Genomic DNA, 22,841 nt, shown 5'->3' on the forward strand with positions numbered 1-22,841 from the left:
ATTAGCAACATTCGAGATTGAAAAACATTCAAAATTTAAAAACAGGTAGAGTGAGGGCGCATCATGTTAATCAGAGCCATTCCTTTTGTATTCGTTATCCTTTGGGCTTCTGGGTTTGTCGGCGCACGCTTTGGTTTGCAATACGCTGAACCAGCAACCTTATTGTCGATTCGCATGGCGTTTAATGTTTTGCTGTTCCTAGTGATAGTGGTCTTGCTGCGTCGTCGTATTCCAACGGGCAAGGACTTTTGGCACAGCTGCGTGGTTGGTGTATTGATTCACGGTTTTTATTTAGGTGGGACGTACTTTGCCATTAGTTTGGGTATGCCAGCAGGACTAAGCTCGTTATTGGTAGGTATACAGCCCATTTTAACGGCCGTGCTGCTGGTAGTGTTCGCTTCTGAGCAATTTAAGCCATCACAATGGATTGGTTTGTCATTGGGCTTTGTCGGCATTGCGATGGTGCTGATGGGTAAGATGGAATGGCAGTCGGATTTGCACAAAACTTTAGCGATTGGTGTGTGTTTGTCATCTCTGTTTGGTATTACCGTCGGCACGTTGTATCAAAAGAAATACTGTCAACAAGTGGACATGGTGGGAGGCGCAATGGTGCAATATTTGGCGGCATTGGTGATGTTTCTACCTGTTGCAATGCAGTTTGAAACCATGCAGGTGCAATGGACAGCGGAGTTTATTTTCACCTTGATTTGGTTAGTGGTGGTTCTGTCTTGCGTAGCAATTTTATTGTTGCTGTACATGGTCAAGAATGGTGCGGCATCAAGCGTTGCTTCTGTGTTTTACCTTGTGCCTCCAACCACGGCGCTTCAAGCTTGGTTTGCGTTCGGTGAGTCATTTGATTGGATGGGTATTATTGGCTTTGTGTTGGCAGCGACCGCAGTATATTTGGTGGCGAAAAAGCCTGAATTTCCAACGCTTAAATCAAAGTTTGCAAAGCAAAAACGTAAAATATACCTAAATTAGGTAGGGACATTTGCGTGCCAGAGAGTACAATCCGGCTCTCAATATTGTGTGGAGCCGGGTAATGACCGTCAAGCCAGATCGAATGACCGCAATGCGCGATATCATTGCACAAGTAAAAGCTGAACTGCCGATTTATGAACCAGAGACGTTTGTTTGTGGTCCTGAAGGACAATGCATTGGTTGTCCTAAAAAACTGTTGGAGATGGTTGATTCAGAATTGAGTTATTGGGAATCGGCGATGGAACGCGGTATCACTCCTCAATTTGATGAAATTCGTCGCTTTGGCAAAATGTGCACCAGCGTGCGTCGAGGTCTAGTACGTAATAACGTCCCTTTGTTGAACGCTTAATCAACACTTTTTCGACATCCCCTTCGTTACCTTGTCTTCATTGATTTAGCAAATGAAGACAAGGGGCACCCATGCGTAAATTCTTTTTCTCTGTTGTTTTCTTATTGCTTGTATCCAGCTTTGGATTTGCAGGCTATAAATGGTTTACCGATAACCAATACGGCGAAGCGGACCTAGTCGCAGGAAAGCAGCGTTTTGAGTCTTATTGTGTCTCTTGTCATGGTGATAAAGGGCATGGAGATGGTCTTGTTGCCAAAGCCATGGACATTAAACCCGATAATATATCTGCCGAGCTCTTAAACCCGTTTGGGACGAAAGTGGAGCTGATTGGTTCTGTCTTGGAAGGTGGCAATGGGCAGGGCGGTGCAATGCCACCATTCAAAACTGTGCTGAGTGAAAACGAAGTCAATGACATATTTGAATACATCAAAAGTATTAACTAAATAAGATTCTTATTTTAGAAACAAATACTTAACCTGATCGTTTGTGCCGTAGTAGTTTGAATTTAGTCGAGTTTTTTAGCTAATTGCTGAGTATGTTTCAGCACAACTTAGTGGCTGGTCTCAAGTTCTTAATTGGTTCGGTTTTTCTATCAGTTAGTGCGTTTCTCTGCGTAATTTCAGCGATATATTGGCTCGGTTCTCACATGGAAGTGGGAGCGACGACCTTTACCCTCGGCCATTTCGCTGAATCAAACATCAAGAGGCTACTTGGGTAACTATCATTTGTCTGTATGCCGAGAGATAAGAAGTGAAAGCAAAAGGATTTACGTTGATGGAAATCACCATTGTGCTCGCAACATTGGGATCCATTACTCTCGCAGCTTTACCTGTCTTGCTCGATATCCACCGCCAAGCATACGCGTCTATGCTGCACAGTTCACAGTCCTCTCTGGGGACATCTCTTAAGTTTTTTCATGCCAAAGTTGTTATTGATGATGCACAGGATAGTCAACAAATCACTTATGTTGACCATCAAGTGAAGATGCTCAGTGGCATGCCGGAAGCAAGTGCGAATAGTATCCGTGCTTTATTGGAAATAGGATTACCCGCCAAGGGCAATTCACCCATCGATAAGCCGTGCCATGGCAGCGATTTTTGTATTATGGGCAATCAATTTCCTAACAGTGCACACTTTGTTGAGATCCCAAAATACCAATTTATTGATCACTCTGGTCTAGATCGTGTGGTGTACATCTGGCCGCAGGGCTATACCTTGGAAAGTGAGGCGTGTTATTTCTATTACGTTAATCAAGCATCAAATCGCTCAGTGGTAAGAGGGCATGTTACTGAAGGGTGTTAGGTACGGGCAAACTTGGCGTTCACCTAAAAACACAAAGCCCCAAGTTCAGAACTTAGGGCTTTGTTTATTCTTAGTTGGAAAACTCAGCGAAGCGCTAAATCTCTGCGACCAACTTTTTTAGTAGGCGTAACATCTCTTTCTGTTCAGCCGGCTCTAACGGGCTCATTAGTGCTTTATTGACGTTCAACGGAATTGGCAGCAAGGTTTCTTTGAGGTTTCGCCCTTCTTCCGTGAGGTAAATTCGGAATGATCGGCGGCTATTTGGATCAGGGTGGCGTTCCACTAAACCAAGCTTCTCAAGCTTGTCCAAAGTGCGAGTCGTGGTTGAGTTTTCTACCTTAGATTTCGCCGCAATATCGCGCTGTGTTACGCCTTCTTCTTCCCATAAACACATCATGGTTGGCCAAAGCGCTACTGTGAGACCATGCTTCTTGAGTTCGATCTCAAATCGCTTTGCCGCATCGTGTGCAACCACGTTGATCATCCAACCAAAACTGTCTTGTCTATCAAACTGTTCGCTCATTTTCTTTCTCTTATGATAAAGCAACGATTGTCATGGTAACCAATGTTGCGGCAACTAGCACCCCCAACGCACGGCTTTGCGGTGCGAGATAGACAATTTTTTGCTCAGCAACAGAGGTTTCTTTGATTGTTTTGGTCTGCTTACCAGTGATCATGGCTTTCACTAATGGTTTGCCTTTTAATTTATAAAGAAGGATCGCGCCAATATGTAAAGCGATCAATATTGGTAAAAGATCGACCAAGGTTAAATGTAGCCACTCCATGCCAGCGAATACGTCATCGTTAAGCCAAACTTCCGAATAAGGCCATGTGTCGAATACGCCACCAAGAGCCATTCCAGAAATACATTGAAGCAAGAGTGCTGTCAGCATGGTTACTACCATCCAGCCGCCAGCAGGGTTGTGACCAGCAGTGGCTGCCGATTTTCCCTTTAAATAAGAAATGACGTCTTCAGGGGAGCGGAGAAATTGACGAAATAGGTTAGTCTCACTGCCGATGAATCCCCATACCATTCGCCATACTAGCAGTGTGAATAATACCAATCCAAGTTGGATATGAGGACCGTTACCAGACAGCCCAGATGCCATCAATGCTATAAAAAGTAAAACTTGACTCCAGTGGTAGAGCCTTGTTGCTAAGTCCCAAATCTTCATCATTTACCTCGATCGTTTTGTTGTGTGATGATCTTCTTTACGGTAATTTACACAACAATAATTGCGTATGCAATGATTGTTGTGTAAATTTAAATCCAACAACCCAACAATGAAGAACGATTAGGAGAAAGACATGAAAAAGACACTGGCACTGATTGCACTTTTACCGACCATTTTTGTACCAACAACGCTTTTTGCTCAAGACTTCAGCTCTCAAATCGACATGCGCCAGAATGCGTTTGAGCAAATTGAATCTCTATCGAAGCAAGCGGACAAGACTCTGAATGGCAGTAATACCGATTGGCAAGCTTTAGCGCAGATCGGCAATGAACTCTCTCGTCATAGCGAACATTTGCTACAAGCGTTTCCGCAAGGTAGCCAAGCTGATAGCAAAGCGAAGAAAGAAGTGTGGAGCAAGCCAGAGAACTTCAATCGTTTGATGGTGCAAATGGATGAAGGGTTCGTTCAACTGTATCAAGCAGCGCAAGATCAACAAGTTTCAGCAGCCGAGGCTGGACTCAAACAAGCCCAGAGTACTTGTCGTAGTTGCCATCGCGCATATCGTAGCCGCTGGTAATAGAGTCAACCACATTGAATTTAACTTGAAGCAGATAAGAAAATCGTAAAATGAAAGGTAACCTTATGAACAGAATCATCCTATTGAGCACACTTGCTGTTGCGTCTTTCTCAAGTTTTGCTGCTGATTACGGCGTTGAACTAGCCTGGAATACTAACGATGTGGAGCAGGTTTTACAGACATTACCAAAACAGAAAGCCGAATTTAGTCAACTTATCGAGCAAGGTGATGTGAAAGACATGTTCGTTTTACCAAGCAGTATTGATGGTAAAGTGGTACAAATTCTGCGTTTTGTTTTATCAGCAGAAAACGAAGCGGAAGTGCAAGCAAAACTGCAAGACTTACCCATGTACCAACAAGATTTGGTGAAGATCGCGAGTATCCAACCTTTGGGTGCTAAATGGTTAGATAACACGCCTGAGAGTGATAACTACAGTGTGACATTGCGTTGGAAAGAGGGGGTTGAGGCTTTAGAAATGGACCGCGTATTGGGTGTCGATTTACAGCGTGTTATCAATCTGAACAACTCTGGTTTAATCACTTCGTCTTATATCAATACCCAAGTACTCGACAATGGCATTGAGCGTCCAATCTATTCAGTCGCTGTGTTAGCCAAGGATGCGCAGCAGGCACAAAACCTAATGTACTCTTTTGAAGCGGTTCAGCTTGGCTATGCGACATTTGAAATTGAATACTTGGGTAAAAAGTTAGATATGAAAAGTTAACCGAAAGTCTCTTTATTCAAAGCTCAAGATACAGGCGTAGCATATCTTTATGTTGAATGCCGTTTTCCCAAATTGGTTCTGGGTAGTGGAGTAAGAAATGATTTTTGTCCACGCTCTCTACCCTAAAACCTAATCGCTGATAATACGTCAGTTGATAACCAAAGGTACCCGTTCCCAATATCAGTTTTTGAAATGATTGACTTTTCATGGCTTCAATTGCAAAACGCAATAGATTTGAACCAATGCCACGTTGTTGATGTATTGGCGCGACTGAAACGTTCATGATTTCAGCTTGTGTTTTCGAATGAGGTAATATCACACATGCACCAACAATTTGATTGTCTTCAATAGCGGCGAAGCCAATGGATGTATCAAGATATCGCTCAATGTTGTCTTGATTAGGGTCTGCCTCTAGCAGCAAAGTCATTGGAACTTGGTTTGGTGGTAAAGGTTTAAATTCAATCATCACAATTACGTGTTAAGTCGTTGGGCGAGCGAGTATATCGAAAGGTCGGCTTTGCACCCAAGTAGCCTTGGATTCTTAGCTTATCAAGAATGGCTTTTGCTGCTAGCGTTCATTTCGTCTTGCTTTAACACCATTTTTTGACTCATCAGATATTTGCCATTGGGTAGTAACACTTCTCCTAGCTCACCATCATGTTCGAAGCCAAATTGTTCATACAAAGCAATCGCTGCTTGGTTGGTCTTATAAACATTGAGAACAATGGTATCATAACCATACTTCCAACCACTTTGAATGGCGGTTGCTAGAAGTTTTGTTCCTAGTCCTTGGTTGCGATAATGACGATCAATGTGAATGCCAAGAATACCAGTTTTCGCAAACTCTCCACCTTCATAACCGCACATTTCGGCAGGGAAGATCTCAATACTTCCCACTAATTGCCTCCCATCAAAGGCGACAAACTGAGGGATGGATTCTTTTTCTACTCGGGTGATCACATCACTCAACATTGTTCGGTCAGGCGCAGGAGATCGCAAATACTCGCCTTCTTCATATACACGGTTCCAGAGCGCAATAAAATGGTCGATATCGTTGAGAGTAATCGGTCTGATCTGCATTCATCTTCCTTGATTAGTGCATTAAGTGTAGTTGGTTAAACGAGAGTTCCAGTAAAGCCTTGTTGGTTAGCCTAGTATCAGCTCCGATAAACAATGCACTTGAGACGGAATAGGCTTACTTGGAATAGGAAGGTTTTTAGGATTGAACCAAATGACGTTTAGCCCTGCATCCATTGCGGGATAAATGTCTTTTTCTGGTAAGTCTCCCACCATAGTGAGCTGGCTGGGTACTACGTTTAATTGCTCAGCGACCGCGAGATAGAAGCTAGGTTGATTTTTCGCAATACCAAGATTGGCAAAACAAAAGTAACCACTGATGTATTGGTCCAGTCCGACTCGCTGAAATGCCTTTTGCACGTCCTCCATTGCGGAGTCTGATGCACTGGTAGCGATATAAACGCTATGCTGCTGTGACAGTTTTTCTAGCGTTTCTCTGGCGAGAGGCATGGTCTCGACGTGTTCCCAATCGCACATTTTTCCTTGTGCGTGAGGGAAATCTACCATTAAGGTGTTCCCCCAATCGAAAAGATAAATCATGTTCGAATCTCCATTATACCCAAGTAACCTCGAGATGCTTGGTTCAGCGAGAATGACTCGGTTTGTAGACGCGTAGGCGATTTAAAGATCTAGTCACTCTAAATCAAGAATCGGCAACAAAGTATACAAGCCAAGGCCCTTACTATTTGTAACCTTACTATTTATAAAGAGTGCCCTTCGGGAGCGTGTCATTGACTCGCTTTTTTAATTAAACCAATGGCTGCGTCAAACAACTTGAAAATAGCTGGCTATTACACTGCGTTATTTCCTTGCTCTCGAATCAATGACAACGCTCTGAATCCTTCATCTTGAAGTCACTTGGGTATATCCGTACATCATATCGTCTTTTCAAAAAGGGGGAGGAAGGTGCCAGAAAGAATTGCGATTCAGGTTAGCTTTAATAGTAAATTTCGCTTAAATGCCGTGATCGTTACAAACATTTCAACATGATGCGCGAGCTCGTCGTAAAGTCGAGTTTGTCATAAAACTGCTGAGCAGCTTGGTTAAACTCCATTACTTCCAGCCTAATTTGAACAGCTCCTGACTCAATGGCCCATTGCTCTACTTGATTCATGAGTAGACTTCCCACTCCATTTGATTTCCGATTTTCATCCACAACTATGGTTCCGATACGGCAGATTGGGTCTTTGATCAGAAAACTAATGGTTTCATTCTGCGTAATGCTTGCGGTCACAAAACCGATCGCTTGTTGGTTTTCTTCAGCAATTAGAATTAAACGTTCCTTATCTTCTAGAGCATTGGCAAGAAATTGTTTGTCTTGCTCCGAGGGGGCAACAAAGGCTTCAGGAGCATTGAGATGGTGAAGTTCACTGATCTGTTTGTTTAACGTAAATAGTGCATCAAGATCTTTGGGTGTAGCTCGTCTTATTTCCATGATCGTTCCTTAATTTCCGCCAGCAAGATCGATAAAGGAGCCAGTGACATACGAGGCCTCATCACTCAGTAACCAAGCAATGGCATTGGCAACTTCGTCCACAGTGCCACCTCGTTTGAGAGGGATTTTTTCGCTGAGTCTGTCGACACGATTGGGTTCTCCGCCGTCGGCATGGATGTCAGTGTAGATACAGCCGGGGCGAACACCATTAACGCGAATATTTTGCGTAGCCAATTCCAAAGACAACCCTTTAGTGAGAGAGTCCATTGCTCCTTTTGATGCTGCATAATCAATATATTCGAATGGCGCACCAGAGCGAGATGCGGCAGAGGAGACATTAACGATGGCACTGCCAGATTCAAATCGTTTTGCCGCTTCTCGACAGCAGAGAAAGCAGCTAGTGACGTTAGTATTCATCACGCTTTGGAAGCGCTCAAGACTCATGTCGGTAAGGCGAGATTGAGTGAATAAGATTCCAACATTGTTGACGAGGTGAGTGACTTTACCAAGCGCTTGTTCAGTTTGTTCAAACAATGAGAGTACCTGCTGCTCATTGGAAACATCCGCTTGAATAGCGATTGCGTTACCGCCATTTTCTTCTATTTCGTTGACAACTTGTGTGGCAGCGTCAGTCTGCGTACGATAGTTTACGCACACAGAATAACCTTGTGCTGCCAATCGCTTAGCCGTTGCTGCACCAATGCCTCGGCTGGCTCCGGTGATGATGACTACTTTCTGCATAACATATCCTTGTTTTTGTAGTGAATATTATTTTTGTAATGAATAGAGCCTATCAGCGTACGTTTTCCCACCGATTTCATAGGCTTCAGGGATGATTTCAGTAAGTTTAAATCCGCACTTTTCCAGTACTCGCTCGGAGCCAATGTTACCTTCCGTCACGGTGGCAGAAAACTCAGAGATATTGTGCTGGTTAAATGCCCAATCAATTACACCCGCAAGAGATTCGGTACCAAATTGTTTACCGTAAAACTCTGGCAACAACAAATATCCGACCTCAGCAATCCCATTTTGCAGTACAAAGCCAGTGATACCGATTGGCTGTGAACTGTGTTTTTCATAAATCACCAAACATAACCAATGTTCACTTTGGGGAGTCCATATTGGCAGACGCGATTCAAATTTCTGTCTCATGTCAGCTTCTGTTGGCGGATCAAAACAAAGAGTAATGATTTCTGGATCACTGGATAGACGTCGATAGAGATCCCAATTGTCCTGAGTGAGCGGTTTTAGCTCGGTTCTTGGGGTAGAAATAGATTGAGATAGCACGTGCGATTCGCCTCCATGTGATCGAGTTTTCATATTTCACACAAACATATCAAAAGTGCTTTGATAAACAACATCTATCGTTATGGCGAATACGTCTGGTCAAGAAAGATTTTTTTAAAAAATGGAATATGGTAAGGAGCCTCTCAATAACGAAAAATAAGTCACCACATAGAGAATATGCATGACTCAGATCAAGTCGAAATTACTACTAAAGGGGTAAATATGCGACAAAGCATGTAACTTTGTGAGTATTTATTTCTAATTATGTCAATTAAAAAACGTTATATCGCCGCAATGGTGGCAGTGGGTATTGGTGTGGGCTGGCTAACTTTAGGCGGCACCGCAGCAGTGATGCATTACACATCGGACACTGAGTTTTGTCTTTCTTGTCACTCTATGGAAATTCCATACAAAGAGTATCAAGGCTCAGTGCACTTCAGTAACGCTAAAGGTATTCGAGCTGAGTGTTCAGACTGTCATATTCCGAAAGAGCCAATGGATTACTTGATCACTAAGATCCGTGCCTCAAAAGACATTTACCACGAGTTCGTGACTGGCAAGATCGATACGCCTGAGAAGTACGAGGCGCATCGTACTGAACTTGCTGAGATGGTTTGGGCGCAGTTCCGAGAAAATGATTCGGCAACCTGTCGCTCTTGCCACGATTTCGATGCAATGGAAGAGTTCGAGCAATCACGTGACGCGGCGAAGATGCACGCTTACGGTAAAGCGAATGACCAAACGTGTATCGACTGTCACAAAGGTGTAGCGCACTTTGCTCCAGAAGCGGAACTTGATAGCAAAGCGTTTGAAACACTGATGAGCTTCACAACCAAGACAGCAGCAGATGCGAAAGTGGTTTATCCAGTGACGTCTATCAGCATGGGCGACTTTGGTACGGTGAACCCAACAACCAAGCTGGACGTTGTGAAAGCTGAGGGAGACAACCGCACGGTTAAGATCAACGCATTCCAAATGAAAGGTGCAGAACAAGTGCTTTACATGGGTGAAGGTCAACGCGCGATTGTCGCAACACTATCTGAACAAGGTCAACAAGCAGTTGAAGCTGGCGAGTTCAAGGCAGATGTATATGGCAACGAGTGGCGCCCTGTCACTCTAACGGCAACGATTGATTCTCCAGTCGTTGATACGCTAGAGCCAGTTTGGTCATACGCGGAAGAGTTGGACAACGTTTACTGTGCAACTTGCCACGCGAAAATTCCTTCAAATCACTTTACTGTGAACGCATGGGGTCCTGTAGCGAAGAGTATGGGGGATCGCACTGATATTTCAGCAGAAAACCTAGAAATTTTGACTAAGTTCTTCCAGCACCACGCGAAAGATGTGGTTGGTCACTAATAGATAAATAGAAGGATAAGATTATGACTAATTTAACTCGTCGAGGATTTCTAAAAGGCACTGGTCTAACTGCTGGTGCTCTAGCTTTCACTTCATTGACGCCAATGAGCGCGCTAGCGTCCGATAAGCGTGGTTCAGGTGTACTCACAGCGGGTCGCATGGGTCCAATGCTATGTGAAGTGAAAGACGGTAAGCTGGTTTCTACCACGAACGCATTGCCACAAACGGTACCAAACAGTCTTCAAACTACGGGGCCTGACCAAGTTCATACTAAAGCTCGTGTTAAGTACCCAATGGTACGTAAAGGCTATTTGGCAAACCCATCTGTGCCAGAAGGTGTGCGCGGTAGTGATGAGTTCGTTCGCGTGTCTTGGGATGAAGTTTACAAACTGATTCACGAACAACACATGCGCATTCGCAAAGAGCATGGTGCTGAATCGGTGTTTGCTGGTTCTTACGGTTGGCGTTCAAGTGGCGTACTGCACAAAGCGCAAACGCTTCTACAGCGCTATATGAGCATGGCTGGAGGTTATTCAGGTCACCTTGGTGACTACTCTACAGGTGCAGCGCAGGTGATCATGCCGCACGTGGTAGGTTCTATTGAAGTATACGAACAGCAAACCACTTACCCTGTGGTTCTTGAGCACAGTGACGTTGTGGTGCTTTGGGGTCTTAACCCAATCAATACCCTAAAAATCGCTTGGAGCTCAACAGACTGTGCGGGTCTTGAGTTCTTCCACCAGCTTAAGAAGTCAGGTAAGACGGTTATCGCTATCGATCCAATGCGTTCAGAAACTATCGAGTTCTTCGGCGAAAACGCAGAATGGATCGCTCCGCATCCTATGACGGATGTGGCAATGATGATGGGTATCGCGCATACGCTTGTGAAACAAGGTAAGCACGACAAAGAATTTTTAGCGAAATACACCACAGGCTACGACGTATTCGAAGCTTACCTAATGGGTAAAGAAGACGGCGTTGAGAAATCTGCAGAGTGGGCGTCTAAGATTTGTGGCGTGCCAGTTAAGCAACTTGAGCTGCTTGCAGACATTTTCAGCAAAAACCGCACAATGCTGATGGCGGGCTGGGGTATGCAGCGCCAACAATACGGAGAGCAACGTCACTGGATGCTAGTGACGCTAGCAACTATGCTGGGTCAAATTGGTCTACCGGGTGGTGGTTTTGGCTTCTCTTACCATTACTCAAACGGTGGTAACCCTGCACGTGATGCGGGTGTGCTTCCTGCGATTTCAGCATCACTAGGTGGCGGATCTTCTGCGGGTAACGATTGGGCGGTTTCTGGCTCTGTTAACGCGTTCCCAGTAGCACGTATTGTTGAAGCGTTAGAAAACCCAGGGATGAGCTACCATCACAATGGTCATGACTTAACGTTCCCTGAGATCAAGATGATTTGGTGGGCAGGCGGTGCGAACTTTACTCACCACCAAGATACCAACCGTTTGATCAAAGCGTGGCAAAAACCAGAGCTTATCGTTATCTCTGAACCATACTGGACAGCGGCAGCGAAGCACGCGGATATTGTTCTACCTATCACCACATCGTTTGAGCGTAACGATATGACCATGACAGGTGACTACAGTAACCAACACCTAGTACCAATGAAGCAAGTGGTAGAGCCTCAAGGTGAAGCTCGTAACGACTTTGATGTATTTGCGGACATGGCAGAATTGCTTGCTCCGGGTGGACGTGATGTCTACACCGAAGGCAAAACGGAAATGGAATGGCTGTATGGCTTCTATAAAGCAGCACAGCAAGGCGGTCGTGGTCAACGCATCGCAATGCCAAACTTCAGTAAATTCTGGGAAGATAATCAGTTGATCGAAATGAAGTGGAATGAGAAAAACGCGCAGTTTGTACGTTACGCTGAATTCCGTGAAAACCCAATTATGAGCCCGCTAGGTACGCCAAGTGGTAAGTTCGAGATCTTCTCTAAGACAATTGAAGGCTACCAGTTAGAAGACTGTCCTCCGCACCCAACTTGGATGGAGCCAACAGAATACACGGGCAATGCCACTGATGGTGAGCTTCAGCTAATGACGGCGCACGCCGCGCATCGACTGCACAGCCAGTTCAACTACGCGAAGATTCGTGAAGAGTACGCGATTGCTGATCGTGAGCCGATTTCTATCCACCCAGAAGATGCAAAAGCACGAGGTATTAAGACCGGTGATCTTGTTCGTGCCTTTAATGGTCGCGGTCAAGTTCTGGTGGGGGCATTGGTTACTGATGGCATCAAGCAAGGTTCTGTTTGTATTCACGAAGGTGGTTGGCCAGATCTAGATCCGAAAACAGGCATCTGTAAAAACGGTGGTTGTAATGTTCTAACGCTAGATATTCCAACTTCTCGTCTTGCGAACGGTTGTGCGGCAAACTCTGCGTTGGTTCGTATCGAGAAATACGAAGGACCAATCCTTGAGCTAACGGCATTTACACCACCTAAGAATGCTTAGTCTCAGTTTAGAATCCAATGTTTAAAATGAACGAAGCCAGCAAGTTGCTGGCTTCTTTTTATCTATTTTTTAAGACTTTTACTTGGTTGCTAAGGCAACGAAAGGCGCTTTTTTTGTAATTTGAAACGTAGGCAGTAAGGTAAATACCGCAGCGACAAACACCACTGAACCAATCAAATCCTCAATTCTGTGCATGCCTAGCCACAAACGGCTGTACGCTACGCCCATAGCCCACACCCATAAAGTTGCAGCAGAAAAATAGCACTTATTCTGCAAAAATAACCCACCGAAGAAGGCTAAACAGATTGAAACGAAAATCGTATGACCAGATGGGAAAGAGTAATCTTTTTCACCTTGCCAGTGGCGAGTGCGCCATTCGCTGACTTTCTCAGAAATCTGCCCAATCACATTCGCTTGCTGAGCGGTTTCTAGTTGATAAAACGCTTCTGGATGTTCAATTAATTGCTCTGCAGCAAGCAATTCGGTGTAGGGACGTGGGCTTTCTGTCATTAGCTTCAAGCCTGTTTTGCTGGCAAAACCAATCACCAGTAGCAACCCCAGCATCGACAGTTTTTGCATCCAGTCGGTGCGAGATGGTTTAAAGCGGTAAAGGGACAGCACCAACAACGTCAAGGTAATTAAAAAGCCTTTGCTGCCTGCAGAGTCTGTCAGCAAGGTGAATAGGATGCCAGTACCATCAGAAACGTGAGAAGTAAGATCGTGGAACGAGGCAAACAGCGAAAGCGGGATGATGCCAAGAATGAACAAGGCGAGCATCATCAAACCATATTTTTTTGTTTTCATGAAAAGTCATACAGCAGTCGAAAATAGGCGGCTATCTTACGACAATTGATGTGAAAAACTTATCAACGCTCTGTCAATTCGAGTGTGAAAGTGACATTGCAGGTCTTCGCTGTGAAAGGATGGACTGTTGAAAGTTTTGAGAGTCGAACGCGCTCATCCATAAGCGCGTTGTTCAGGAACCGAGAAGGTTAGCTCATCAAACCCAATAGGTACTCTGATGCGGTTTTTGGATCATCAGCATGGCAAATTGCTGAAACCAAAGCTAAGCCATGAACACCAGTGGCGCTAAGCTGCGGAATGTTACTCTCGTTAATGCCGCCAATGGCAACAATCGGCAGTGAAGTCGTCTCTAACGCCATTTTCAAACCATCAATATCCCAGTGTTTTTTTGTGTTGGTTTTGGTTGGCGTCGCGAATATCGCGCTCAAACCGATGTAATCAATCGGCAGAGAGTCGGCTTCTGCAAGCTGCTCTTCATTTTCGATAGATAAACCGAGAATTTTGTTTGGTCCAATCAATTCACGAGCAATGATTGCTGGCATGTCTGATTGCCCAAGGTGGACCCCATCAGCATCGACAGCCAGTGCGACATCTACGCGGTCATTGATGATCAAAGGCACATCGGTATCTTTAAGGATGTCTTTCACGGCTTGAGCTCGTTCGATAAACGCACGTACATCACCGTGTTTTTCGCGGACTTGTACCATAGTCACGCCACCTTCCACCGCTTTTCTCACAACACGCTTTAGTGTGGCTAAATCTTGTTGGTCATCGGTGACCAAATATAAACGATAGGCGTTCATTGGGTTTCCTTTAAGCCTCTCATTGAAAGAGGATTGAGAGGCTAGTGTTAAAAGAGATAAAAGCTTATTGCACGTGCAGTTTGAGGCGCTTCGCCAATGTTTCTTCATCCAACTGGTAAAGCTCATCCAACAGGTTCATTTGCAGGCTACCTGGACCACGAGCTTGTTCCGCTGCAATCTCGCCAACAACACCTAGTACCGCTGCTGCTGCGAGACCAGTGTCATCACCAACGGCAGCAAAAGCGCCCGTTAGTGCCGTGAGCGTACAGCCCATTCCTGTTACGTATGGCATCATCTCGTGACCATTGTTTAGTTGCACGGTTTGCCCTTTCGTGACGATGTAATCGGTCTCGCCAGAAATCACCACGCTTGCATCATACTCTGTGACTAAGAAGTTGGCTGCACCAAGTGCCGCGTCGCTGCTGTCTAACGCATCGACGCCTTTGCTTTGTGCTTGCTCACCAGCGAGAGCAATGATTTCTGAAGCGTTACCTCGGATGATGAGTTTGTCTGCAAGGCGTGCGATTTCACGTGATGTCTCTGTACGTAGTGAGCTTGCTCCGCAACCGACTGGGTCGAGTATAACGATTTTACCATTGGCATTGGCTTGCTCTACGGCATAGCTCATACGAGGTGTCCAAACGCTGTCTAGGGTTCCAATGTTGATAACCAATGCGCCAGCGAACGACATCATCTCTGCCATTTCCTGCTTGGAGTGCGCCATGATTGGAGAAGCGCCGATGGCCAATAGGGCGTTTGCCGTGTTGTTCATCACCACGTAGTTAGTGATGTTGACGACTAATGGCTTTTGCTGGCGCACTGCGGTTAATGCTTGGGTGATTTGTTCAATTAACATGAGACTCTCCGATTAATCTTGCTGAGCGTTCAGACCTTGTTGCCAGAATGCCACTTCCATACGTGTTGCGGTTTTGAATACCTGAATCAGGTTTTGACCACGCTGGCTATTGATGTCGATTTCCGCCAATAACTGGTTAAAGTGTTCTGCACCTTTTGCGACACCAGATTGGAACTCTTCACCACCGTAGAGATTGATCCAACTTGCGTATGGATTGCCTTCGATTACTGTCTTTTCATCTTCAATCAGCATCTTACCGATAACGGCATAACCGATAGAGCATGGCGCTAGTGCCGCGTATAGATCAACAAGATCGCCCGTCATGCCAGCATCCAATACGTAGCGGGTGTAAGCCACAGTGCCGAAATCTTCTGGCTCGTTTTCTAGATCGGATTCCGTCAGTCCCCATTGCTCACAGTAAGTCACGTGGTGGGCGATTTCAGAATCGAGCAATGCATGTACGCTTGGGAGAGCACGGCGCATGTCATCCAAAGTACGCGCTTTGTAGATCGCTAATGCGTAAGCTCGTGCGTACTGCTTTAGGAACAGAAAATCCTGCTTTAGATAGTGCAGAAAACAAGGTTGAGCCAGAGTGCCTTGCGCCAATTGCAGCACGAAAGCATGCTCAGTGTATTCTTGCCAATCTTGGTGGCAAGCGTCGATCAAGTCTTGGTATTTCATTATGGATATCTCGTTATCAAAAGACCTTAGGCTTTGAGCCTAAGGTCAGTAGAATTAGTCAAAGCTCGGTACGTAATCTTTCGCTTTTGGCAGTGTCTCGATGATTTTTTGTGAATACATGAATTCGGCATAATCATCGTAGCGTTTCAGATCTACTGCAGATGGACGAAGAGCGAAACGAGTTAGCGTGTCATTCCAAGCGCGTTGGTTAAGCTCGTTGTTGAGGGTGTCTGGTGAATAAGCCACAAACTCTTTCCAAGATTCTTTTGGATGGTTAACGATGTAAGTGGTCGCTTGCTCAAGTGCTTTGTTGAATGCCTTGATGGCTTCTTTGTCGTAGGTTTTCGCATTGGCTACGAAGACTAACTCGTCATACGCTGGCACGCCGTGTTCTTCAGGGAAGAAGGCTTTAGCTTTATAACCTTCTAGTGCAAGTTGGTTGGTTTCGAAGTTACGTAGACCGCCCCAAATCGCATCCACTTTGCCAGACGCAAGAGACGAAGACAGTGCCCAACCTACGTTGATGATTTGTACGTCAGAAAACTTCACGTTCTCTTGAGCTAACATAGTGCCGATTGTTGCTTCTTCGTTGCCTGCGATCGCAATACCGATCTTCTTGCCTTTCAAGTCGCCAAGGTTTTCATTCTTACCGTTATCCAACACCATCAGAGTGTTGAGTGGCGTAGCAATCAAAGTCGCAGAGCGGATTAGTGGCAAACCAGCTGCGACATCGATAGTTAGGCTCGGTTGGTATGAAATCGCCATGTCGACCTTGCCAGCAGCGACCAACTTAGGTGGTGTACTTGGATCTGCAGGCTCTTGAATGTTGACCTTCAAACCTTGTTCTTTGAAGTAACCGCGCTCTTTGGCAATCACGATAGGACCATGGTTTGGATTGACGAACCAATCCAACATCAGTGTCATCTCTTTTTCAGCGGCAAGGACGTTGGTTGATACCACTGAAGCGAGTAGAGCAGCAGCGCTCATAAGTTTGTTTTTATTCACGGGGTTCTTCCTTTTCTTTCCCAATTTCCTTTGGTTATTTTCGGCAATTACTTGCTTTCCCAAGGGATGGCTTTTTTCAATAATTTATCGGTGATGAAGTAGAGTGCGATAGACAGCACGGCGAGGATAAACAGCGCCGCAAACATCTCATCAATGATCATGCGAGCGTTAGCTTGGAGCATCAGATAACCCAAGCCTTCACTTGAACCTACCCACTCACCGACCACTGATCCAATTGGCGCAATAACGACGGCAACACGAATACCTGAGGCTAAAGTTGGTAGTGCGGCTGGCAATTGAATATGACGAAGTAGCTGCCATTTAGACGCGCCCATGGTCTTGGCAAGATCGAGGTAACCTGTTGGTGTATTGCGTAAGCCGTCGTAGCAACATGTCGTGACGGGGAAAAAGATGATGATCGCCGCCATAACAACTTTTGAAGCAATGCCGTAACCGAGCCAAAGCATGAGCACTGGCGCGATGGCGAACACAGGGATCGCTTGGCTAGCAATCAGAATTGGCAGTAACCAACGCTTCAGCGGCTCGAACATCAGCATTTGCAATGCGAACAGCAAACCCATCGATAATCCAAGCGCCAAGCCAAGTAAAATCTCTTGCGCAGTAACCCAAGTATGTTTGAGCAATACATCGTAACGAGTGACCAATCTATCCAGCACTTCAATAGGTGAAGGTAAGATGAAGCTTGGCATATCGAATATCACCACGACCAACTGCCACAATCCCAAGATCACCGCAGTGCTTATGACCAAGCGCAGAGCTGGATGGGTCACGCGTTCTTTTTTATTAATACGTGCCGAAACGGAGTTGTACTGAGTCATATCACTCATAGTCTTTCTCCAATTGATCCAAAATCGCCTGTTGTAGCGCTGCGCACTCTCCATCGAGAACTCGTGGCGGCGCGGAATCCGGAACAACCAAGTGCTGAGCTTGCGCAGGCGTGCCTTGCAATACATAGAGTTGGTGAGCTAATCGCACCGCTTCTTGTGGGTCGTGGGTAATAAGAACAACCGTCTTATCTTTCAGCAATTCGGCAGACAAGGTTTGCAACTTATGGCGAGTAACCGCGTCCAACGCAGAGAAAGGCTCATCCATCAGAACCAGAGGCTTGTCTTGCATCAGAGTGCGAGCAAGGGCAACACGTTGTCTCATGCCGCCAGAGAGCTGAGCTGGCTTAGCATCTGCGTAATTGGCGAGTCCCACTTGGCTGAGTAAAGTCAGTGCACGTTGTTTATTTTGTTCTGGTGCTTGATCTTGAGAAAATCGAGAACTTAGGCAGACGTTGTCTAACACATTTAACCACGGCAGCAACAAGTCTTGCTGCGCCATGTAGGCAATACGCTTGTGTAAGGTGATGCCATCCGTGGTCGTTAACTCGCCATGCCATTCGACTTTGTCGTCTAACAAACCCGCTAGATAACGAAGGATCGTCGTTTTTCCGCAACCACTGCGACCAAGTAACACCGTCCATTGATTGGCAGGGATGGTCATACTCAACCCTGCTAATGTTGGTGTTTGGCTGTCTTTGTATTGCAGACTTGCTTCGGTAAGCTGAATGCCGAGTGCATTAGCGCACATGCGTGTGACCTGTAAAAAAATGGTTCACAGGACCATGACCTTTACCGACATCCAATTCGTCAGCGTGTGCGATAGCTTGGCTGATGTACTGCTTACCTAGGTGCACCGCTTTGTGCAGGTTGTTGCCTTGACCAAGGTAAGACGCGATAGCAGAAGACAGCGTGCAGCCTGTGCCATGGGTGTTTTTGGTTGGAAAGCGTTTAGCGCTAATTAACTCGGCATTGTCTTGCATGATCAGCAGATCGTTGCTGTTTTCGTCTTTTTCCAGATGACCGCCTTTTAACAGCACCGCTTTTGCCCCTAATGCGCGCAAGTCAGCAATCATATCGTTCATTTCAGATTCTGATTGAGGAACTGGTTTACCTGTCAATGCTGCACCTTCAGGCAGGTTAGGGGTAATGATGTCTGCGAGCGGAATCAATTCTTCTTTTAAAGTGCTGATTGCCGACTGTTCCAGTAATAGATCGCCGCTGGTGGCCACCATAACAGGGTCAATCACGAGGTGTTTTGGCTGGTATTGTTTAATTTTGTCTGCAACGACTTTGATGATATTGGAATCGGCCAGCATGCCCACTTTAACTGCAACGATGTTGAGGTCGGTAAATACCGCATCAAGTTGGCTCTCTACATGGTCGAGCGGGATTGGGAAAATCGCAGAAACGCCTTGGGTATTTTGCGAAGTAATCGCCGTGATTACCGAGCAAGCAAAACTGCCGGTTGCGGACATCGCTTTTATGTCGGCTTGAATGCCTGCGCCGCCACCGCTATCAGAACCTGCAATCGTTAACACAATCGGTGTGTCTGTTGAAGTTGCTGCTTGTGGCTGTGTTGATGGTTTTTCTTGGCTTGACTGCTGCGCCATGGTCGCTCCTATTACAAGACGTACAGGAACTGACTTGGCCAAGCAAGGGAAGATCGGTGATCGGATCCATTGGGCTAGCTGCACTGGTAGAGACTCAAGGCAAGCTAGTGGCAAAGTGATGATAGTTCCCTACGTCAGTGCTAACTGAATCAGGTTCAACGGGTCTCGAATTTCGATCTCAGCCGATGCATTCACTGCATGGGCCCCCCGACTATTTCGTCAAGATAATAGCAGTTCACTCAGTTACGGTGCACGTGTTTTTTTATGGCTAGAGAGAGTCATCATTTAAATATGAGAACTGGATTCTCTTCGTAATTAGAGCCCTAGCGTTGTTAACTGCGCTCACTCGCCCAATCACATAGGCTAACTATGCTCATGGGACTCTTTCGCTTGTTGCCTAGCTGGAACCCTAATTATTTTGTGAATCCAACAGAAATGTGGTGGCAGAATTTAGTGTAAATAACGTGCTGCATTGAAACTGGCAGTTCAAGACACTATCTAATAGTGAGATGTCGACATAATACGTAACGATTCGTTCTTTGATTTAGCAAGGATTAGCATAAAACAAGGTTAAAAAAGTGTTAATATTTAACGTGTTGCCAATATCCTTTTGAGTCATCCAATTTAGGTTATGACTGTTATAAACAGAGTCTAACTCAAAGGTGGGGAAGGCTAGGACGATCAACGAGCAAGGAGATTTCATGCTTAATTCTGTAACAGCGAAAGCGGTGATCGATCATGCCCTCTTTTTAGGGGCTGATTTCGCTGAGCTATTCGTTGAACACCATCAAACCAACACTGTCCAGATCGCATCTGGTGAGGTGGACAAGGTGAACTCGGGTATCGATTTTGGTATCGGTATTCGTCTCTTCTTCGGTCATAAAGTGCTTTACGGTTACACCAACAGCACCGATAAAGCTGAGCTTAAACGCGTAACCTCACTGCTTGCAGCAAAAGACAAGCGTGAGCAAATCGCCTCAGCAGGTTCTCTCAATCTGAACCGCTACCCAATTCAACATGGTTGTCGTATGCCACTTGGCAAAGACGCTAACCTAGATTCTAAAATTGCTTTCTTATTGCAAGTTGACCAAGCCGCACGCGCAGAGAGTGAACATATCAGCCAGTTCATCGGCAGCGTGCTTCAGCGCGAACAGCAAGTGTCTATCTTCAACTCAGAAGGTCTACACGTTGACGATACTCGCCACTACATCCGAGTTGCTGGTAATACCGTCGCTCAAAAAGGTAATGAGCAGTCTTCAGGTATGGAAGGTCCTGGTGCTCTTGCGGGTTGGGAATTCAGTGAACAGCTTGATGCCAAAGAGCTAGGTCAAACTATCGCGCAGCAAGCGTTGGTTAAACTTGGTGCGGATGCTTGTCCATCGGGTGAAATGCCGGTGGTGATTGGTAACGGCTTTGGTGGCGTTATCTTCCATGAAGCATGTGGTCACTTGTTAGAAACCACTTCAGTTGCGAAGAAAGCATCAGTCTTCCACGACAAGATGGGCGAAATGGTTGCTCACACCGCAGTGAATGCAGTCGATGATGGCACCATGACTAACGAATGGGGCTCGATTCATGTTGATGATGAAGGCATGAAGACTCAGCGCACTCAATTGATCAAAGACGGTAAGCTTACCAGCTTTATGGTCGATAAAATGGGGGGCATGAAGACAGGTTACGAACCTACGGGGTCTGGTCGTCGTCAAAACTACAAGTTCGCACCAACCTCGCGTATGCGTAACACCTTTATCGAAGAAGGCGAGCATTCACTTGATGACATGCTGACAGGCATCGAGCGTGGTATCTATGCGAAGAAGATGGGCGGCGGCTCGGTTCAACCGGGTACGGGGGAGTTCAACTTTGCCGTTCGTGAAGCTTACCTCATTGAAAATGGCAAAATCACCAAACCTCTGAAAACTGCAACGCTGATCAGCACGGGTCCAAAAGTGCTGAAAGAAATCAGCATGGTCGGCAAAGACATGGCGCTTGCGCCGGGCATGTGTGGTTCCGTGAGTGGTTCAGTGCCAACAACAGTCGGTCAGCCAACGCTGAAAGTAGATAACATTCTGGTAGGAGGCGGTAACTAATGAGCCAAGAACAACAACTTCTTAATGCGGTTGATTACGTCCTATCAGAAGCAAAACGCCAAGGTGCAGAAGCGGACGTCATTGTAAACCGCAACAGCAGCTTTTCTTTGAAAGCGAACCAAGGAAAGCTGGATGAGTACAAAGTAAGCTCAAGCCAAGTTCTGGGTGTTCGTGTTGTGAAAGATGCGCGTGTTGCAACAAGCTATTCTGAGTCGTTAGAGCAACCAAGCTTAGATTTGATGCTGACCAACGCACTGCAAAGCGCTCGCTTTTCCAAGCAAGATGAACATCAGACTATAAGTTGCGTGAACAGCCAAATCGCGACTGATGTTGCTGAGATTTCACAAGAAGATACGACTTCTGTTGATGAAAAAATTGAACTGTCTCTCGCACTTGAGCAAGGCGTAGTAGCTCTGCCTCACGCCTCTAGCGCACCTTACAATGGTTACAGCGATGGCGAAACACAACTGATCATTGCCAATACTCAAGGCACATTGTGTCAACACTTCGAGCGCTCGTTCACTTGTTACGCGTATACCTTGTTTGAAAAAGACGGCAAACAGTCAATGGCGGGCAGAATGTCACTTGGTCGCCGTTTTGATGAGTTGAATCCAGCTTACTGTATCGAAGGCGGTTACAACCTTGCTCGAGATCTTCTTGAAGGTGCACCGGTTGCGACGGGTAACTACCCTGCTATCTTCCATATCAATGCGCTAGCAAGTTTATTCGGTGCTTTCGGCAGTGCTTTCTCTGGCGTAAGCGCGATGAAAGGCATTACGCCACTGGGTGATAAGCTTGGTCAACGTGTTGCGAGTGATTTAATTACCTTTACTGATACGGCTTACATGCCAAATGGTATGGCAATCGCAAGTTTTGATAGTGAAGGCTTTGCTACTCAAGACAATGTGATGATTGCTAATGGTGAGTTGAAAACCTTGCTACACAACAGCCAGACCGCAAGTTACTTGGGCGCAGTCTCGACAGCAAGTGCTGCTCGCGGTGCAAAATCGAGCCTAGACGTATCAGCGAATCACAAAGTGATTGCGACGGGTAACAGCAGTGCGTCAGAAGTAAAAGCGGGTGAGTACCTAGAGTTAGTCGAACTGCAGGGTGTTCACTCTGGCGCGGATGCAGTGAGTGGTGATTTCTCATTTGGTGCGAGTGGCTTCTTGTGCCGTGATGGTGAGCGCATTCAACCAGTGCGTGGTATCACTGTAGCGGGTAACTTCTACAAGATGCTGCAAGAAGTTGAGGCTGTGGGTGATACTCAGTTAATTAACGATAGCCGCACTTTCTTCTCGCCAGACGTTCGCTTTGCGCGCTTGAGCATTGGTGGTAAGTAAACTTAGCATTCCTATAGAAACAAAAAGAGGACTCAATGGAGTCCTCTTTCTTTTATCGAATGATTA

Annotated in this window: 26 protein-coding genes and 1 riboswitch; of the genes, 10 read left to right on the forward strand and 16 right to left on the reverse strand. The window is 45.8% G+C overall.

All coding sequences use genetic code 11. The features are described 5' to 3' along the window. Positions 1-63: 63 nt before the first annotated feature. The 4 genes from J4N44_RS17750 (at position 64) to J4N44_RS17765 (ending at position 2,632) form a co-directional block, all read left to right on the forward strand. The gene (locus tag J4N44_RS17750) at positions 64-981 is read left to right on the forward strand and encodes a DMT family transporter (RefSeq protein ID WP_252045538.1); all 918 of its coding nucleotides are present in this window, start codon (positions 64-66) and stop codon (positions 979-981) included. Between the two features lie 61 nt (positions 982-1,042). After that, a complete protein-coding gene (locus tag J4N44_RS17755; protein WP_005449568.1) occupies positions 1,043-1,330 on the forward strand; it encodes a hypothetical protein in 288 nt (95 codons plus the stop codon). A 71-nt stretch (positions 1,331-1,401) separates the two neighbouring features. Then, positions 1,402-1,773, forward strand: coding sequence for a c-type cytochrome (locus J4N44_RS17760; protein ID WP_050903296.1), 372 nt, complete (start codon positions 1,402-1,404; stop codon positions 1,771-1,773). 331 nt (positions 1,774-2,104) lie between these two features. Then, positions 2,105-2,632 carry a hypothetical protein gene (locus J4N44_RS17765; protein ID WP_353505869.1) on the forward strand — a complete coding sequence of 176 codons (528 nt, stop codon included), beginning with the start codon at positions 2,105-2,107 and terminating at the stop codon, positions 2,630-2,632. A 94-nt stretch (positions 2,633-2,726) separates the two neighbouring features. On the opposite strand, the gene J4N44_RS17770 is transcribed toward J4N44_RS17765, so the two are convergent. Both J4N44_RS17770 and J4N44_RS17775 read right to left on the reverse strand, forming a co-directional pair. Further along, positions 2,727-3,155: a MarR family winged helix-turn-helix transcriptional regulator gene (locus tag J4N44_RS17770; protein ID WP_009695880.1), complete on the reverse strand. Its 429-nt coding sequence runs from the start codon at positions 3,153-3,155 to the stop codon at positions 2,727-2,729. A gap of 10 nt (positions 3,156-3,165) precedes the next feature. Then, complete coding sequence (locus J4N44_RS17775) at positions 3,166-3,807, reverse strand: cytochrome b/b6 domain-containing protein (RefSeq protein ID WP_252045804.1); 642 nt, start codon at positions 3,805-3,807, stop codon at positions 3,166-3,168. Positions 3,808-3,940: 133 nt separating this feature from the next. Here J4N44_RS17775 and J4N44_RS17780 point away from each other — a divergent pair, with 133 nt between their 5' ends. Together J4N44_RS17780 and J4N44_RS17785 are read left to right on the forward strand one after the other, a co-directional pair. Beyond that, the gene (locus J4N44_RS17780) at positions 3,941-4,384 is read left to right on the forward strand and encodes a c-type cytochrome (protein WP_005449549.1); all 444 of its coding nucleotides are present in this window, start codon (positions 3,941-3,943) and stop codon (positions 4,382-4,384) included. A gap of 65 nt (positions 4,385-4,449) precedes the next feature. Next, positions 4,450-5,109, forward strand: a complete 660-nt coding sequence (locus J4N44_RS17785) for a hypothetical protein (protein WP_009695877.1) — start codon at positions 4,450-4,452, stop codon at positions 5,107-5,109. 16 nt (positions 5,110-5,125) lie between these two features. Here J4N44_RS17785 and J4N44_RS17790 read toward each other — a convergent pair whose 3' ends face one another. The 6 genes from J4N44_RS17790 to J4N44_RS17815 all read right to left on the reverse strand — a co-directional run bounded on the left by J4N44_RS17790 (position 5,126) and on the right by J4N44_RS17815 (position 8,941). Then, positions 5,126-5,575, reverse strand: a complete 450-nt coding sequence (locus J4N44_RS17790) for a GNAT family N-acetyltransferase (RefSeq protein WP_252045540.1) — start codon at positions 5,573-5,575, stop codon at positions 5,126-5,128. A gap of 83 nt (positions 5,576-5,658) precedes the next feature. Further along, positions 5,659-6,189 (reverse strand): GNAT family N-acetyltransferase, encoded by a 531-nt coding sequence (locus tag J4N44_RS17795; protein WP_252045541.1) that lies wholly within the window; start codon positions 6,187-6,189, stop codon positions 5,659-5,661. A gap of 66 nt (positions 6,190-6,255) precedes the next feature. Next, the gene (locus J4N44_RS17800; RefSeq protein WP_005449534.1) at positions 6,256-6,726 is read right to left on the reverse strand and encodes an HAD family hydrolase; all 471 of its coding nucleotides are present in this window, start codon (positions 6,724-6,726) and stop codon (positions 6,256-6,258) included. 430 nt (positions 6,727-7,156) lie between these two features. Next, positions 7,157-7,621 (reverse strand): GNAT family N-acetyltransferase, encoded by a 465-nt coding sequence (locus J4N44_RS17805; protein WP_252045542.1) that lies wholly within the window; start codon positions 7,619-7,621, stop codon positions 7,157-7,159. A 9-nt stretch (positions 7,622-7,630) separates the two neighbouring features. Then, positions 7,631-8,362, reverse strand: a complete 732-nt coding sequence (locus J4N44_RS17810) for a glucose 1-dehydrogenase (protein ID WP_074051848.1) — start codon at positions 8,360-8,362, stop codon at positions 7,631-7,633. A 27-nt stretch (positions 8,363-8,389) separates the two neighbouring features. Continuing rightward, positions 8,390-8,941, reverse strand: coding sequence for a GNAT family N-acetyltransferase (locus J4N44_RS17815; protein WP_252045543.1), 552 nt, complete (start codon positions 8,939-8,941; stop codon positions 8,390-8,392). Between the two features lie 231 nt (positions 8,942-9,172). On the opposite strand from J4N44_RS17815, the gene J4N44_RS17820 reads away from it, so the two are divergent. Together J4N44_RS17820 and J4N44_RS17825 are read left to right on the forward strand one after the other, a co-directional pair. Then, on the forward strand, positions 9,173-10,267 hold the full coding sequence (locus tag J4N44_RS17820) for a NapC/NirT family cytochrome c (RefSeq protein WP_009697286.1): 1,095 nt from the start codon (positions 9,173-9,175) through the stop codon (positions 10,265-10,267). A gap of 23 nt (positions 10,268-10,290) precedes the next feature. Next, the gene (locus J4N44_RS17825) at positions 10,291-12,738 is read left to right on the forward strand and encodes a molybdopterin guanine dinucleotide-containing S/N-oxide reductase (RefSeq protein ID WP_222326902.1); all 2,448 of its coding nucleotides are present in this window, start codon (positions 10,291-10,293) and stop codon (positions 12,736-12,738) included. 78 nt (positions 12,739-12,816) lie between these two features. Here J4N44_RS17825 and J4N44_RS17830 read toward each other — a convergent pair whose 3' ends face one another. The 8 genes from J4N44_RS17830 to thiD all read right to left on the reverse strand — a co-directional run bounded on the left by J4N44_RS17830 (position 12,817) and on the right by thiD (position 19,345). Further along, positions 12,817-13,542 (reverse strand): phosphatase PAP2 family protein, encoded by a 726-nt coding sequence (locus tag J4N44_RS17830; RefSeq protein WP_252045544.1) that lies wholly within the window; start codon positions 13,540-13,542, stop codon positions 12,817-12,819. A 188-nt stretch (positions 13,543-13,730) separates the two neighbouring features. Next, on the reverse strand, positions 13,731-14,345 hold the full coding sequence (gene thiE, locus J4N44_RS17835) for a thiamine phosphate synthase (RefSeq protein WP_074051846.1): 615 nt from the start codon (positions 14,343-14,345) through the stop codon (positions 13,731-13,733). 64 nt (positions 14,346-14,409) lie between these two features. Continuing rightward, positions 14,410-15,201: a hydroxyethylthiazole kinase gene (gene thiM, locus J4N44_RS17840; protein ID WP_074051845.1), complete on the reverse strand. Its 792-nt coding sequence runs from the start codon at positions 15,199-15,201 to the stop codon at positions 14,410-14,412. Positions 15,202-15,213: 12 nt separating this feature from the next. Then, positions 15,214-15,882, reverse strand: a complete 669-nt coding sequence (tenA, locus tag J4N44_RS17845; protein WP_050923889.1) for a thiaminase II — start codon at positions 15,880-15,882, stop codon at positions 15,214-15,216. Between the two features lie 54 nt (positions 15,883-15,936). Further along, positions 15,937-16,887: an ABC transporter substrate-binding protein gene (locus tag J4N44_RS17850; RefSeq protein ID WP_020195161.1), complete on the reverse strand. Its 951-nt coding sequence runs from the start codon at positions 16,885-16,887 to the stop codon at positions 15,937-15,939. A 47-nt stretch (positions 16,888-16,934) separates the two neighbouring features. Continuing rightward, positions 16,935-17,735, reverse strand: a complete 801-nt coding sequence (locus J4N44_RS17855; protein ID WP_252045545.1) for an ABC transporter permease — start codon at positions 17,733-17,735, stop codon at positions 16,935-16,937. After that, complete coding sequence (locus J4N44_RS17860) at positions 17,728-18,483, reverse strand: ABC transporter ATP-binding protein (RefSeq protein WP_252045546.1); 756 nt, start codon at positions 18,481-18,483, stop codon at positions 17,728-17,730. The genes J4N44_RS17855 and J4N44_RS17860 overlap by 8 nt, the downstream gene beginning before the upstream one ends. Continuing rightward, a complete protein-coding gene (gene thiD / locus J4N44_RS17865) occupies positions 18,473-19,345 on the reverse strand; it encodes a bifunctional hydroxymethylpyrimidine kinase/phosphomethylpyrimidine kinase (protein WP_029788742.1) in 873 nt (290 codons plus the stop codon). Before thiD ends, J4N44_RS17860 begins: the two co-directional genes overlap by 11 nt. A 109-nt stretch (positions 19,346-19,454) precedes the next feature. Further along, positions 19,455-19,565: riboswitch (TPP riboswitch) on the reverse strand. 481 nt (positions 19,566-20,046) lie between these two features. Between thiD and J4N44_RS17870 the strand changes: the two genes are divergently transcribed. Both J4N44_RS17870 and J4N44_RS17875 read left to right on the forward strand, forming a co-directional pair. Then, positions 20,047-21,432 carry a TldD/PmbA family protein gene (locus tag J4N44_RS17870; RefSeq protein ID WP_252045547.1) on the forward strand — a complete coding sequence of 462 codons (1,386 nt, stop codon included), beginning with the start codon at positions 20,047-20,049 and terminating at the stop codon, positions 21,430-21,432. Then, the gene (locus J4N44_RS17875; protein ID WP_154202162.1) at positions 21,432-22,775 is read left to right on the forward strand and encodes a TldD/PmbA family protein; all 1,344 of its coding nucleotides are present in this window, start codon (positions 21,432-21,434) and stop codon (positions 22,773-22,775) included. The genes J4N44_RS17870 and J4N44_RS17875 overlap by 1 nt, the downstream gene beginning before the upstream one ends. Positions 22,776-22,841 lie beyond the last annotated feature (66 nt).

It is taken from the genome of Vibrio sp. SCSIO 43155, from assembly GCF_023716605.1.
Classification (GTDB): Bacteria; Pseudomonadota; Gammaproteobacteria; order Enterobacterales; family Vibrionaceae; genus Vibrio; species Vibrio harveyi.

What these genes read in the sequence shown, in the direction of transcription:
- J4N44_RS17750 (WP_252045538.1), top strand. Translation starts at nt 64, where the DNA reads ATGTTAATCAGAGCCATTCCTTTTGTATTCGTTATCCTTTGGGCTTCT.
- J4N44_RS17755 (WP_005449568.1), top strand. Translation starts at nt 1,043, where the DNA reads ATGACCGTCAAGCCAGATCGAATGACCGCAATGCGCGATATCATTGCA.
- J4N44_RS17760 (WP_050903296.1), top strand. Translation starts at nt 1,402, where the DNA reads ATGCGTAAATTCTTTTTCTCTGTTGTTTTCTTATTGCTTGTATCCAGC.
- J4N44_RS17765 (WP_353505869.1), top strand. Translation starts at nt 2,105, where the DNA reads ATGGAAATCACCATTGTGCTCGCAACATTGGGATCCATTACTCTCGCA.
- J4N44_RS17770 (WP_009695880.1), bottom strand. Translation starts at nt 3,155, where the DNA reads ATGAGCGAACAGTTTGATAGACAAGACAGTTTTGGTTGGATGATCAAC.
- J4N44_RS17775 (WP_252045804.1), bottom strand. Translation starts at nt 3,807, where the DNA reads ATGAAGATTTGGGACTTAGCAACAAGGCTCTACCACTGGAGTCAAGTT.
- J4N44_RS17780 (WP_005449549.1), top strand. Translation starts at nt 3,941, where the DNA reads ATGAAAAAGACACTGGCACTGATTGCACTTTTACCGACCATTTTTGTA.
- J4N44_RS17785 (WP_009695877.1), top strand. Translation starts at nt 4,450, where the DNA reads ATGAACAGAATCATCCTATTGAGCACACTTGCTGTTGCGTCTTTCTCA.
- J4N44_RS17790 (WP_252045540.1), bottom strand. Translation starts at nt 5,575, where the DNA reads ATGATTGAATTTAAACCTTTACCACCAAACCAAGTTCCAATGACTTTG.
- J4N44_RS17795 (WP_252045541.1), bottom strand. Translation starts at nt 6,189, where the DNA reads ATGCAGATCAGACCGATTACTCTCAACGATATCGACCATTTTATTGCG.
- J4N44_RS17800 (WP_005449534.1), bottom strand. Translation starts at nt 6,726, where the DNA reads ATGATTTATCTTTTCGATTGGGGGAACACCTTAATGGTAGATTTCCCT.
- J4N44_RS17805 (WP_252045542.1), bottom strand. Translation starts at nt 7,621, where the DNA reads ATGGAAATAAGACGAGCTACACCCAAAGATCTTGATGCACTATTTACG.
- J4N44_RS17810 (WP_074051848.1), bottom strand. Translation starts at nt 8,362, where the DNA reads ATGCAGAAAGTAGTCATCATCACCGGAGCCAGCCGAGGCATTGGTGCA.
- J4N44_RS17815 (WP_252045543.1), bottom strand. Translation starts at nt 8,941, where the DNA reads ATGAAAACTCGATCACATGGAGGCGAATCGCACGTGCTATCTCAATCT.
- J4N44_RS17820 (WP_009697286.1), top strand. Translation starts at nt 9,173, where the DNA reads ATGTCAATTAAAAAACGTTATATCGCCGCAATGGTGGCAGTGGGTATT.
- J4N44_RS17825 (WP_222326902.1), top strand. Translation starts at nt 10,291, where the DNA reads ATGACTAATTTAACTCGTCGAGGATTTCTAAAAGGCACTGGTCTAACT.
- J4N44_RS17830 (WP_252045544.1), bottom strand. Translation starts at nt 13,542, where the DNA reads ATGAAAACAAAAAAATATGGTTTGATGATGCTCGCCTTGTTCATTCTT.
- thiE (WP_074051846.1), bottom strand. Translation starts at nt 14,345, where the DNA reads ATGAACGCCTATCGTTTATATTTGGTCACCGATGACCAACAAGATTTA.
- thiM (WP_074051845.1), bottom strand. Translation starts at nt 15,201, where the DNA reads ATGTTAATTGAACAAATCACCCAAGCATTAACCGCAGTGCGCCAGCAA.
- tenA (WP_050923889.1), bottom strand. Translation starts at nt 15,882, where the DNA reads ATGAAATACCAAGACTTGATCGACGCTTGCCACCAAGATTGGCAAGAA.
- J4N44_RS17855 (WP_252045545.1), bottom strand. Translation starts at nt 17,735, where the DNA reads ATGAGTGATATGACTCAGTACAACTCCGTTTCGGCACGTATTAATAAA.
- J4N44_RS17860 (WP_252045546.1), bottom strand. Translation starts at nt 18,483, where the DNA reads ATGTGCGCTAATGCACTCGGCATTCAGCTTACCGAAGCAAGTCTGCAA.
- thiD (WP_029788742.1), bottom strand. Translation starts at nt 19,345, where the DNA reads ATGGCGCAGCAGTCAAGCCAAGAAAAACCATCAACACAGCCACAAGCA.
- J4N44_RS17870 (WP_252045547.1), top strand. Translation starts at nt 20,047, where the DNA reads ATGCTTAATTCTGTAACAGCGAAAGCGGTGATCGATCATGCCCTCTTT.
- J4N44_RS17875 (WP_154202162.1), top strand. Translation starts at nt 21,432, where the DNA reads ATGAGCCAAGAACAACAACTTCTTAATGCGGTTGATTACGTCCTATCA.